This is a genomic window from Herminiimonas sp. GW821-FHT09C12 (assembly GCF_059416385.1).
The window spans coordinates 1,638,294-1,650,543 of record NZ_JBWKPC010000001.1 but is presented as its reverse complement, the minus strand read 5'-3'; the positions used below and the strand labels follow the sequence as shown (position 1 = coordinate 1,650,543).

Sequence of the window (12,250 nt, the reverse complement as noted above, 5' to 3'; positions counted from 1 at the left end):
GTACAGCAACAAAAAAGGGAGGCCATTTTGTGGCCTCCCTTTTTTTTGCCATCTGCAAGTCCAGATAGCTATCCGTTGATGGATTGCATCAACATGCTAAGCAGCGACTGACTCCTTTTTGCCTGTCGTCGCTTTGGGGAAATTGGTAGTCGACTGAATTTGTTCAGCCAGCGATCTTGCCAGCGGCTCGAACACGGCGCGACGTTGCTCTGTTAATTGCTCGCCGGGTTGACCGTACACCAGACTGGTTACCTTGCAACAACCCGATGTACAGGCGCTCAACAGAATCTGACCAAGTTGGCCAAGTTCGCTGTGTCGCAGGATATATTCGTAGGAAGTTGCAGAGATGGGTTTCCGCTGTGCGGTAACATTCGGTGGTAATTGAAATGACATATTTTGTGCTCCGTTTCTGTCTCTATTCTCGTCGTATTCGTATTTTTTTCGTATCCCATCGATATGGGATATCGATTAAGAATTATGCGAATGACGCACTCTATTTTTATGTGCCGATATCTTTCGGCGATCATTTGAACCTCCTTCCGTAATTGTACTCAGAAGGGCATCTGATTTAACATTTTCCGGGAAGTTCATGCGTAAATTTTTATTACCCTTATCGTTGTTGTTAGCATTTACTTCCACTGCACACGCCGCCGAAAATACAATGCGACCAGGATTGTGGGAAATGTCAGCAACATCCGATTTACTTTCTCTCGCTGAACAAATTCCACCAGATCAAATGCAGAACTTGAGCAACTTGGCAAAACAATATGGTTTTGACATGCCAAAAATCCAGAATGGTGCAGCCACCTCCAAAGTCTGCATCACAAAAGAAATGGCCGAGCAAAAAATCCCGCCCTACCTTTATCATCGCCAATCCGGTTGCGAAGCCCGCAATGCAATACGTGTGGAGAATCGTTACACAGCCGATCTTGCTTGTTCCGGCAATCAGATAAACGGACAAGGCAAGACAGAAGCGACGCTGACAACACCGGAAAGTTTTACCGGACGTACTGAATTCAAAGGACAGGTACGCGGCATCCCTGTAGATGAATCCGCCAATACCAGCGGTCGCTGGCTGAGCCAAAGTTGCCCTGCAGCTAAAGCCGGCAATTAATCTTTGTATATGCCGATCACACGGCATATACGTCTCAATACGCATATCTGCAGCATCTGGAGAGGACGCTACAGATACAAGTCGTAACAAACCTTACGGATTTGCTCTAGATATCGACCCCGCTATGGCATTTAATAGAGGCATCGATCAAGGAGCTAGAGATGAAAAAATATATTACGATTTCAGCCGGATTATTTGCCGCAGCAATGATGTTTGCAGCAGCGCCTGCGATGGCGCGCGTGAACGTCGACCTCAATATCGGCGTACCTGTCGGCCCTATGTATGCACCTGCACCGGTTTACGTTCAACCGCAACCTGTCTATATGCAACCACAGCCCGTGTATGTACAACCAGGTCCTGTCTACGTGCAACCGCGCCCTTACTATGGTCCGCGTTACTACAGACATCATCACTACGATCATCGCCATTATGATCGTGGCCATGGTCACGGGCACGGCAATGGTCATGGCCGTCATTAATACACAAAAGTGAATATGACAACACGCTCATCGTCGACCGTAGTCGCGATGAGCGTCGTTTTATTTTCCATGGGGATTGGTGGCGCCTAAAACTTCGGCCTACGCATATTGAGACAGCGCTTTATTCGCTGTAAGGCCCGCAGCAAGAGCAAGGACCATGTCCATGTTGAACACGGCGGTAATCTACTGGCAACGCGCCTTCTTCCTCGGCACCTTCAACCTTCGTCACGACGCGTTTGTACTGCGTCTCAACCGATGCCTCCGGTTTAAGAAAATCTTGCTCAGCAGATAATTCCGTTTTATTTTCTGTATTCATGATGTATTCCTGTCATTGAAGGCTGGCGAGTCAATGACATCACTTGATCAGCGGTATGAGTAATGCCATGGTACGCGCAGTTGCGCCGCCATGCTGCTGAGCGAAGCGCTGTGCACTTTCACCCATCGTTGTACGTGCTGCATCGTCATCCAGCAAACGGATGGCCTGTTCCCACAATTCGGATGCATTCGCCACACGTAGAGCGCCACCAGCAGCAATGGCATTCTCAGCTGCATCAGCAAAATTGAATGTATGCGGCCCTATCAATACCGGCTTGCCGACCGCACTGGCTTCTATCAAATTATGTCCGCCCAAAGGCAACAAGCTGCCACCGACAAAAGCCACGTCACAAGCAGCATAGTAGGCAAACATTTCACCCATGGAATCGCCGAGGAACACGCGAACATCTGCAGCCAACTGCTCGCTGCCTATGGTGGAGCGCCTGGCCAGCGATAAACCGCGCGCTTCAGCCAATTGCGCAACTCCATCGAAACGCTGCGGATGACGAGGTACAAGCAGTAACAAAACATCCGGCCGATTCTGTGCCAGCAAGGTATCCAGTATCAATGCCTCCTCACCATCGCGCGTATTCGCGCATGCCAACACTGGACGCACACCGAATTGCTCACGCAAGGCGGCACCGCGCTGCAACATCGCTGCTGGCGGCACCACATCAAATTTGATGCTGCCAGTGACGTGAACAGATGGTGCGCCAAGCTGCCGTATGCGCGCAGCATCGCTTTCTGTTTGTGCGGCAACGCATGACATCGCAGCGGCAGCTTCAACAAACAAGGATGGAAATTTCAAACCCTTGTTCAAGGAACGCTCGGACAAGCGTGCATTTACCAAGGCAACCGGCACACGATGCTTGGTACATTGCACCATGACATTGGGCCAGACTTCGGTTTCCATCAATACGCAGAGATTCGGCTTGAAGGCACGCAAGAAGCGCCCTACCATCCAGCCCGTGTCATACGGTAAATAACTTTGCACCACACGTATCTGCTTGCCGAACAAATCCTTGCCGGTCGCACGCCCTGTTGGCGTCATGTGCGTCAGTAACAATACATGTGTCGGATAAGCCGCGAGCAAGGCATCAATCAAAGGTTGCGCTGCACGCGTTTCACCAACAGAAACTGCATGTACCCACAGTACTGGCGCAGAGCCATCGTAAGCAACACCGCGATAGAAGCCCAGACGTTCCGCAATATGTTGGCGATAGCCGGGCTCTTTGCGACCACGCACAAACAACCGCAGCAAGACGAGCGGCAAGGCAAACCACCAGGCTATGGAATAGATCAGGCGCATCGTATCAGTGTGCCTTCAGTTGTTCGTACACGTGGCAGCATTGCTTGCATAAAGGGGAATGAGGGAAATTAAATGACGTCAGCCGTATTATGCAGCCTGCGCGGGAACTGGTGCTTATTCTTAATGGCAGACACCATCAGATCGTACGATTTCATCAACAGCCGCAATCGGCATTGCACCGATTGCGGCAAATCCAATTGCCGCCTTAATACGGCAATACTGCATCCGGCTTGGCCGCAAGTATCACGCGCTTGAACTCGGCCTGAATATGCTGCAAAGCCTGCTGCGATTCCGCTTCAAAACGCATCACGATCACCGGCGTAGTATTCGACGAGCGAGCCAGACCAAAGCCATCCGGATATTCAACGCGCAAGCCATCGATAGTAATGATCTGATCTGAACCAGGGAATTTCGCTTCGCTCTGCAATTTGGCGATCAAAGGGAAGCTTTCGCCTTCTTTCAATTGCAATTGCAATTCCGGCGTACTGACTGATTGCGGCAAGGCGTTCAATACTGCCGAAGGATCTTTTTCACGGCTCAACAATTCCAGCATACGTGCACCTGCATACATGCCGTCATCAAAACCGTACCATCTATCCTTGAAGAAAACGTGGCCGCTCATTTCGCCGCCCAGAGGTGCACCGGTTTCGCGCATTTTTGCCTTGACCAGCGAGTGACCCGTCTTCCACATCAGTGGTTTGCCACCACGCTCAGTAATCCACGGTGCCAGATGGCGCGTGCATTTGACGTCATACAGAATTTGTTCACCCGGATGACGCGTCAACACGTCCTGTGCAAACAACATCAACTGCCGATCTGGATAAATAATTTGACCGTCCTTGGTCACCAAGCCCAAACGATCGCCATCGCCATCAAAGGCCAAGCCGATTTCCGCATCTGTCGTTTGCAGGCAATGAATCAGATCTTGCAAGTTTTCCGGATGTGCCGGATCAGGATGATGATTAGGGAAAGTGCCATCCACTTCGCAAAACAATTCAATGACTTCGCAACCCAATGCGCGATACAGATCACCCGCAAATGCACCTGCCACACCATTGCCGCAATCGATGGCTACCTTCATCGGGCGCGCGAGTTTGACGTCGCTGACGATACGCTTCTCATACGTGGCTGCAATATCGTAAGTACGATAGCTGCCCTTGCCTTCCGCAAAATTCTGCTCAACGATGGCTTGGTACAGAGCCTGTATCGTATCGCCGTAAATCGCCTCGCCGGCCAATACCATTTTAAAACCGTTGTAGTCAGGCGGATTGTGGCTGCCGGTGACCATGATGCCGGATTGCGTATCCAGCACATGCGTACCGAAATAAACCATAGGCGTGGCAACCACACCCAGATCAACCACATCTATGCCTACGGATTGCATACCTTCTGCCAATGCTGTCGACAACTCAGGCCCGGACAAACGGCCATCGCGACCCAGCACGACGACTTGCTCGCCTTTGGCACGCACTGCACTACCGAAAGCACGCCCGATATTACGGGCTACATCTGCATCCAGCGTCTTGCCAATGATGCCCCGTATGTCATAAGCCTTGAAAATACTTTGCGAGAGAGTCAGCATGTCTAGTCGTTTTCCTTATCTGAAATAATGTCTTAAGTCCGTAGCGAATCCAGCAACTCCTGCATCGGGCAATATCTGCACAATGACCTTAGCAATCATTGCAGCATACCCCGCACCGCATTTTATAGGAGCAAGTGCCCTTCTATCCAATCAGAAATGGATATTTGAGTGATGGCACTCTGTCAAGATGCTCTACTTCGACATGCACTCTGCCGTCTAGTTTCAATTATCTAAAAACAATGCTCGCCTCTATGTTTTACTGCAATACAGAAATTCAATTGAATATCCGGGATAATCACAGGCATCCTATTGGTTTTTCCCGAGCACTTTCATCTCAAACTATTCATTCATGACCACTTACGCAATTGGCGATCTGCAAGGTTGCCACACGCAATTAATCTCCCTGCTGGAAAAGATCGATGCGGCATCACCGCATGCGCAATTGGTTTTCGTTGGCGACATAGTCAATCGCGGACCGAAATCGCTAGCGACGCTGAGACAGGTGCGCGCCTTGAAGGATCGCGCGCGCATAGTGCTCGGCAATCACGATTTGAATTTGCTGGCAGTCGCTTGCGGCCTGCGCAAACCACACGATAGCGACACGCTGGCAGACATCATGGCAGCAGACGATAGGGAGGAATTGATTAGCTGGTTGCGTCATCAACCGCTGGCGCTCGAACAGGATGGACATTTGTGCGTACATGCCGGTGTGCTGCCGCAATGGACCGCACAACAAACCGTGTCTTTGTCGCGAGAAGTAGAAGCCGCGCTGCAAGGTCCGAACTGGGTAGAGTTTTTACAGACCATGTACGGCAATATGCCGGCTCTCTGGAGCGACGATCTGCAGGGAGCAGACCGCTTGCGCTGCATCGTCAATGCGCTGACACGTGTACGTTTTTGCAAACCTGACGGCAGCATGGATTTCAAGGCCGTCGAAGGTTTGGATCACACGCCACCAGGATTGATGCCGTGGTTTGATGTACCGAATCGGAAAACGGAAAACACCTCCGTTGTCTTCGGACACTGGTCTACGTTGGGATTAACCTTGCGGCCGAATTTGGCTGGACTGGATACAGGCTGTGTATGGGGTGGCAAGCTGACGGCCATCAATCTGCAAGACCGCACAACCATACAGGTCGATTGCCCGCAACATCAACGTCCCGGGAAAAACTAAATGACGTACTTCGACGCGTCCGAGTAACCAAGCTTTTCTGCAATCACCTGACGTGCCGCGAGCGACAAATCACGACGATGCACGTCGGTGGTTTCTATCGTCGGCAACAAGATCAACTGCGCAGTCATTTTGTGTGTCTTCATGATCAAGAGCATGCTGTCGACAAAGGTCATGTCACCGATAAAATCGGCCGCAGTATGGAAATTCCCCTGCGCATCGACATAACGCAATGCATACGGCTGTACCGGCACACGCGCTTCAATCGCAGCTTCAAACAAGTTGGGATGAAAAGGTAAAAGCGTACCTTGTGCCGCCGTCGTACCTTCGGGGAAGAATGCGATGCGATCGCCGGCTTGTATGCTATTGACCAAGCCTTCATACACGCGCCGCACTTCACGCTGCTTGCCACGCGCGATAAAGATTGTCCCAGCTTTTTCACAAAGCCAGCCCAGCGCAGGCCAACTACGTATATCTGCCTTCGCAACAAAGCGACATGGCTGCAAGGAATTGATGACGAAAATATCCAACCATGAAACGTGATTGGACACGATCACGGCATGCTGTGCCGGTGCGACATCAGCCTGCACTTCCACTTGTATGCGCAAAATAGCCAGCAATTCGGCAGACCATTTCTTGATGCGTTTATCCCGATTGGCAGGACTAATCAGCGGAAAAATAAATGCACTCGTGCACAAGCCTTGCAGCAAATGCAGCATGACACGCACAAACGGCAAGGCAACCATGCGGGTGCCTTGCCGATGCAGACTCATCATATTTTCGAGAGGCATGTGGAACGCGCGATATTTATCGTTGGAATGCAATGTGACCAGCAACTATCGTTGCCTTCACTTGACCTGCCAATTCATAGCCGAGGAAAGGCGTATGTTTGCCTTGGCTTGCCAACGCTTTGGCGGCCACCGTCCAGCGCACCTCAGGATCGAACAGACAAATATCGGCCACGCTACCAACCGACAATTGTCCCGATGGCAAACCGACGATGCGTGCTGCATCAGCCGTGACTTTGGCAACTGCACGTGCGACCTGCTGTTTTTTATCGACGCAATCTTCAGCCCATTTCAAGGCTAGAGACAGCAACAATTCCAGACCTGTCGCACCCGGCGATGCTTCGCCGAAAGGCAGCAGTTTTTCATCATCATCGACTGGTGTATGGTCGGAGCAGATCGCATCAATCGTGCCATCCAGCAAACCATTACGTATCGCATCGCGATCACGCTGGCTGCGCAGAGGTGGCGTCAGACGTGCATTGGAATCGAAAAAGCCGATATCGTTTTCCGTCAGATGAATATGGTGTGCGCCTACGTCGCAGGTAATAGGCAAGCCTTCTTTTTTCGCTGCACGCACCAACTCCAAACCTGCTGCGGTCGACATACGGCAAAGATGCACGCGCGTACCGGTCACGCGCACCAGTTCCAGTATCGTGTGCAAGGCCACCGTCTCTGCCATGACCGGCACACCGGACAAGCCAAGACGCGAGGCAACCGGACCACTATGTGCGACGCCGTTGCGACCCAGATGCGCATCTTGCGGACGCAACCATACAGTGAAGTCAAAAGTCTTTGCGTACTGCATCGCACGCAACAAGACAGTTGTATCAAGAATTGGATGGTCAGCTTGCGAGAAACCGATACAACCGGCATCAGTCAATTCAGCCATTTCTGTCAGCGATTCGCCTTTCAAGCCGACGGTTAACGCACCGAGTGGATAAACGTGTGCCTGATTGAGTGACTTGGCTCTGTGCTTGAGCATCTCGACCAAACCCGGCTCATCCAGCACTGGATCGGTATCCGGTGGGCATACCAGACTCGTCACGCCACCTTGCATCGCTGCCTGCATTTCTGATTCCAGCGTGGCTTTGTATTCGTAACCTGGTTCACGCAAACGCGCGCTCAAATCGACCAAGCCAGGTGCAACGACCAGACCGCTTGCATCGATGACTTTGCTAGCGACAAAACCTTCTGGCGCCTTGCCTATGCCGGCGATTTTCCCCGCCGCGATATAGACATCCTGTTGCGCATCGATACCGTTGGCCGGATCGATCAGATGGCCGTTCTTGATATGAATTTTCATCTTTTAATTTCCCGCCAAAATACTCATCACTGCCATCCGCACCGCAATGCCGAATGTCACCTGCGGCAGAATCACTGCCTGCGTACCGTCAGCCACTGCCGATTCAATTTCCACACCGCGATTCATCGGGCCTGGGTGCATGACAATCGCATCCGGTTTGGCCAAGGCCAAACGTTCTGTCGTCAGGCCGTAGCTCTTGAAGAATTCCTGTGCGGAAGGCAACAAGGCGCCGCTCATGCGTTCATTCTGCAAGCGCAACATGATGATGACGTCGACGTCTTTCAAACCCTTGTTGATATCCGTAAAGACACGCACACCCATTTGCTCCAGACCGCTAGGCAGCAATGTACGCGGACCGATCGCGCGGATTTCCGGCACACCGAGCGTGGTCAAGGCGTGGATATCAGAACGCGCAACGCGGCTGTGCAGAATATCGCCGACGATGGCGACAGTCAGATTCGTGAAATCTTTTTTGTAGTGTCGAATCGTGTACATATCCAGCAAACCCTGCGTCGGGTGCGCATGACGACCATCGCCGGCATTGACGACGTGCACATGCGATTGCGAGGTGTCGCTCAAATGCTTGGCGATCAGATACGGCGCGCCGGATTCTGCATGACGCACGACAAACATATCGGCGTGCATCGCCGACAAATTGTCGATGGTATCGAGCAGCGATTCACCCTTGCTGGAACTCGAGGCCTGGATATTCAGATTGATCACATCGGCGGATAAACGCTTCGATGCAATTTCAAATGTAGTGCGCGTACGGGTCGAGTTTTCAAAGAACAGATTGAAAACACTTTTACCTCGCATCAGCGGCACTTTTTTCACTTCACGATCGCCGATACTGACGAACGATGAAGCCGTATCCAGTATGTGCGTGATGTGCGCCTTGGACAGGCCTTCGATGGTGAGTAAATGTTGCAACTCACCGTTTTTATTCAATTGCGGATTAAGCATGATCCACCGTCAGGGAAAAGCGGCCGTCATCGGCCCGTTGAAGTACCAGCGACTGCTGGTCTGGAATGGAAAGCGTTTGTGCAACAAAATCGGCTGCGATCGGCAGCTCACGGCCACCGCGATCAGCCAATGCCGCCAATAAAATGCGTGCAGGACGACCGTAGTCAAACAATTCATTGATCGCTGCGCGCGTGGTACGACCGGTGTAGAGCACATCATCTACCAACAAGATGGTCGCGCCATCGACATCGAATGGAATCTGCGTCGGCTTTACATCAGGACGCAAACCTTTTTCCGAAAAATCGTCGCGATAAAAAGAAACGTCTATGAAACCCAGGCGCTCATTCAATTGCAGCTCCTGCGCCAAACGTTCTGCCAACCAGGCACCGCCGGAATAGATGCCGACTATCGCCACGTTTTCAGCTTTTGCCAAGCCGGTTTTCACTTGTTTCGCCAGCACTTGATACAGTGCTTCAGCGTCTAGTTCAGGATGCGGATTGGGTATAGTCATCGAAGTATTGTTGCAAGATGATTGCAGCGGCCTGATCATCAATCAGTTCGCCACGTTGATGAGAAATCACTGCGGATGAATAACGCTCATCCACCAGCACCGTAGTCACGTCAAAACGTCCATGCAGCTGATTTGCGAAACGACGGCAACGTACCGTCATTTCATGTTCTTCTCCATCGGGATGACGCGGCAAGCCGACGATGCACAAGGAGGGTTGCCACTGTTTGACCAGTTCGGCAATCGCTGCAAACTTTGCATCGTTGGTAGCTGCGCTGATAATTGTCAGCGGCTGCGCTTGTTTCAATAATGTATTGCCAACTGCAACGCCGATACGCTTCAAGCCAAAGTCAAAACCCAATACGGTTTCCACTAGCGCACGCCCTCATCACGCATGACCAGCCTCGCCACTCAGCATCATAGGATCGATACCGAGCAATTTAATCGCCGCAACAAAGCGCTGCTCCAGCGGCATATCGAACAGAATGGTCGGATCGGCGCGTACCGTCAACCAGCCATTACGGATGATTTCATCCTCAAGCTGACCCGCGCCCCAACCGGAACAGCCAAGGCTGATCAATAAGCGCTGCGGACCGGCACCCAGTGCCACCGCAGCGAGAATATCCTTGGACGTCGTCAAGGCAATATCATCCGTCACTGGCAACGTCGATGAAAAATCGCCGCGCGGAGCATGCAGGACAAAACCGCGATCAGCTTGTACCGGGCCACCATAGAGTACCGGCGACTTATCCAGCGATGACAGCTCAGGCGCGATCTCCAAGGTCAAATCGATGCGATTAAGCAATACATCGACCGTCATATCGGTTGGCTTGTTGATAATCACACCTAATGCACCATTGGCATTATGCTCACACAAATACACAACTGTTCCACCAAAAATAGGGTCCAGCATGGAAGGCATCGCGATCAGGAAATGATCGGCCAAATTCAATGAATCACGGGGTGAAATATGCGGTGTTGCGGAAAAATCGAGGGATTCCCAAGGTGAATCGGGATGTTCTGGGGATTTGCTAGTCTTACGTTGCTTCGGCATGGGCGTTATTTTATCAGTTTTAGCCGTATTCTCGCTTCCAAACCGCGTATTCCATCGATTTTGCTCATATTTTCCTAATTTCCATCTGCGCTTTGAATATTACCCACGCCTCCATGCTGCCATTTGAAAAAACTCTGGTTTGGTTCCGCCGCGATTTACGCGCTTACGATCACGCCGCTTTGCACCATGCATTGACGCAAAGCCGGCAGGTGTATTGCGTCTTTATTTTTGACCGCGCCATTCTGGACTCCTTACCGAAATACGACCGACGCGTCGAATTTATCCATTCCAGTCTCTTGGAGCTAAGCCAGACATTGCAATCCCTCGGTGGCAGCTTAATCGTGCGTCACGCATGGGCAGAACAAGCGATACCGGAATTGGCGGCTGAATTGGACGTGGATGCTGTATTCACCAATCATGACTACGAACCACAGGCAATTGAACGTGACGCGCGAGTTGCGGCAGCGCTGCAAGCTTCTGGACGAGCTCTGCACACATTTAAAGATCAGGTGATCTTTGAAAAAGACGAAGTCCTTTCGCAAGCTGAAAAACCCTTCTCTGTCTTCACGCCCTATAAAAATGCATGGCTGAAAAAACTACATGCAGGACCTGACTCAACTTATCTATCTCCCTACGAAATCGATGCGCATTGCGCACATTTCGCACCATTGCCAGCAAACACCAATGCCATTCCATCGTTGCAGGAACTAGGATTCGAAAAAACCAATTTATCGGAATTGAATATTCCAAGCGGTATGCAAGGCGGTCAAGTGCTACTCGATGATTTTGCCGAGCGGATGAAGAACTACGATCATGCACGCGACTTCCCTGCCATAAAAGGGCCATCTTACTTATCAGTACATTTGCGTTTCGGTACGATTTCCATCCGTGCGCTGGCACGACGAGCACTTGATGCCATGCGCATGGGTACAGGAAGCAGCGGTGCTGCCGTATGGTTGTCCGAGTTGGTGTGGCGCGATTTTTACTTCATGATTCTGTCTCACCATCCACATGTAACCCATCGCTCCTTCAAACCAGACTACGACGCCATCATTTGGGAGAGTGGCGAGCATGCACAATATTTGTTCCAGTCATGGTGCGATGGCAGAACCGGCTACCCTTTGGTCGATGCCGCAATGGAGCAACTGAATCAAACCGGTTATATGCACAATCGTTTGCGCATGGTCACGGCATCCTTCCTGATCAAGGACTTGGGCATAGACTGGCGTTGGGGCGAACGTTACTTCGCTGAAAAACTCAATGACTTTGATCTTGCAGCCAACAATGGCGGCTGGCAATGGGCATCGTCTTCCGGTTGCGATGCACAACCTTATTTCCGTATCTTCAATCCCATCACGCAATCCGAGAAATTCGACCCCGATGGAAAATTCATCCGTCGTTATCTGCCCCAACTAAATGCTTTATCCAACAAACATATCCACGCGCCATGGCGCTTGCCAGCTATGGAATTAAAAATGGCAGGCATAGCGCTAGGGAAGAATTATCCGAACCCGATTATCCAACATGAAGAAGCACGTGCACGCACACTACAACGTTATGCAGTCGTCAAAAAAGTTGCGACACATGATTAGAGTTTGAATCCGCACATAAAAAAATCCCGCAAGATGAATGCGGGATTTTATTTTTTGATCAAACGATAAACG

14 protein-coding genes are annotated in these 12,250 nt (G+C 51.1%); 4 read left to right on the top strand and 10 right to left on the bottom strand.

The features are described from left to right. Window positions 1–96 precede the first annotated feature (96 nt). Window positions 97–393 carry a hypothetical protein gene (locus AC07N2_RS07880; RefSeq protein ID WP_494777736.1) on the bottom strand — a complete coding sequence of 99 codons (297 nt, stop codon included), beginning with the start codon at window positions 391–393 and terminating at the stop codon, window positions 97–99. 196 nt (window positions 394–589) lie between these two features. Here AC07N2_RS07880 and AC07N2_RS07875 point away from each other — a divergent pair, with 196 nt between their 5' ends. After that, a complete protein-coding gene (locus tag AC07N2_RS07875) occupies window positions 590–1,114 on the top strand; it encodes a DUF3617 domain-containing protein (RefSeq protein WP_494777735.1) in 525 nt (174 codons plus the stop codon). A 161-nt stretch (window positions 1,115–1,275) separates the two neighbouring features. Next, window positions 1,276–1,593 carry a hypothetical protein gene (locus AC07N2_RS07870; RefSeq protein WP_494777734.1) on the top strand — a complete coding sequence of 106 codons (318 nt, stop codon included), beginning with the start codon at window positions 1,276–1,278 and terminating at the stop codon, window positions 1,591–1,593. Window positions 1,594–1,714: 121 nt separating this feature from the next. Here AC07N2_RS07870 and AC07N2_RS07865 read toward each other — a convergent pair whose 3' ends face one another. The 3 genes from AC07N2_RS07865 to AC07N2_RS07855 all read right to left on the bottom strand — a co-directional run bounded on the left by AC07N2_RS07865 (window position 1,715) and on the right by AC07N2_RS07855 (window position 4,799). Beyond that, window positions 1,715–1,909, bottom strand: coding sequence for a hypothetical protein (locus AC07N2_RS07865; protein WP_494777733.1), 195 nt, complete (start codon window positions 1,907–1,909; stop codon window positions 1,715–1,717). A 39-nt stretch (window positions 1,910–1,948) separates the two neighbouring features. Next, window positions 1,949–3,217 (bottom strand): lipid IV(A) 3-deoxy-D-manno-octulosonic acid transferase, encoded by a 1,269-nt coding sequence (waaA, locus tag AC07N2_RS07860; RefSeq protein ID WP_494777732.1) that lies wholly within the window; start codon window positions 3,215–3,217, stop codon window positions 1,949–1,951. A 205-nt stretch (window positions 3,218–3,422) separates the two neighbouring features. Further along, window positions 3,423–4,799 (bottom strand): phosphomannomutase/phosphoglucomutase, encoded by a 1,377-nt coding sequence (locus AC07N2_RS07855; RefSeq protein WP_494777731.1) that lies wholly within the window; start codon window positions 4,797–4,799, stop codon window positions 3,423–3,425. A 349-nt stretch (window positions 4,800–5,148) separates the two neighbouring features. Here AC07N2_RS07855 and AC07N2_RS07850 point away from each other — a divergent pair, with 349 nt between their 5' ends. Beyond that, window positions 5,149–5,973, top strand: coding sequence for a symmetrical bis(5'-nucleosyl)-tetraphosphatase (locus tag AC07N2_RS07850; RefSeq protein WP_494777730.1), 825 nt, complete (start codon window positions 5,149–5,151; stop codon window positions 5,971–5,973). Here AC07N2_RS07850 and AC07N2_RS07845 read toward each other — a convergent pair. Genes AC07N2_RS07845 through AC07N2_RS07820 form a run of 6 tightly spaced genes read right to left on the bottom strand, consistent with a single transcriptional unit; the run spans window position 5,970 to window position 10,586 of the window. Next, window positions 5,970–6,761 (bottom strand): lysophospholipid acyltransferase family protein, encoded by a 792-nt coding sequence (locus AC07N2_RS07845; RefSeq protein WP_494777729.1) that lies wholly within the window; start codon window positions 6,759–6,761, stop codon window positions 5,970–5,972. The two genes, AC07N2_RS07850 and AC07N2_RS07845, sit on opposite strands and share 4 nt — an antisense overlap. Before the next feature lie 16 nt (window positions 6,762–6,777). Continuing rightward, window positions 6,778–8,061, bottom strand: coding sequence for a dihydroorotase (locus AC07N2_RS07840; RefSeq protein ID WP_076593406.1), 1,284 nt, complete (start codon window positions 8,059–8,061; stop codon window positions 6,778–6,780). Window positions 8,062–8,064: 3 nt separating this feature from the next. Continuing rightward, the gene (locus AC07N2_RS07835) at window positions 8,065–9,024 is read right to left on the bottom strand and encodes an aspartate carbamoyltransferase catalytic subunit (protein ID WP_076593405.1); all 960 of its coding nucleotides are present in this window, start codon (window positions 9,022–9,024) and stop codon (window positions 8,065–8,067) included. Beyond that, a complete protein-coding gene (pyrR, locus tag AC07N2_RS07830) occupies window positions 9,017–9,535 on the bottom strand; it encodes a bifunctional pyr operon transcriptional regulator/uracil phosphoribosyltransferase PyrR (protein WP_076593404.1) in 519 nt (172 codons plus the stop codon). The genes AC07N2_RS07835 and pyrR overlap by 8 nt, the downstream gene beginning before the upstream one ends. Further along, window positions 9,510–9,905 carry a Holliday junction resolvase RuvX gene (gene ruvX, locus AC07N2_RS07825; protein WP_494777728.1) on the bottom strand — a complete coding sequence of 132 codons (396 nt, stop codon included), beginning with the start codon at window positions 9,903–9,905 and terminating at the stop codon, window positions 9,510–9,512. The genes pyrR and ruvX overlap by 26 nt, the downstream gene beginning before the upstream one ends. Before the next feature lie 15 nt (window positions 9,906–9,920). Next, window positions 9,921–10,586, bottom strand: coding sequence for a YqgE/AlgH family protein (locus tag AC07N2_RS07820; RefSeq protein ID WP_494777727.1), 666 nt, complete (start codon window positions 10,584–10,586; stop codon window positions 9,921–9,923). A gap of 113 nt (window positions 10,587–10,699) precedes the next feature. On the opposite strand from AC07N2_RS07820, the gene AC07N2_RS07815 reads away from it, so the two are divergent. After that, window positions 10,700–12,178: a cryptochrome/photolyase family protein gene (locus AC07N2_RS07815; RefSeq protein ID WP_494777726.1), complete on the top strand. Its 1,479-nt coding sequence runs from the start codon at window positions 10,700–10,702 to the stop codon at window positions 12,176–12,178. Window positions 12,179–12,250: the final 72 nt, after the last annotated feature.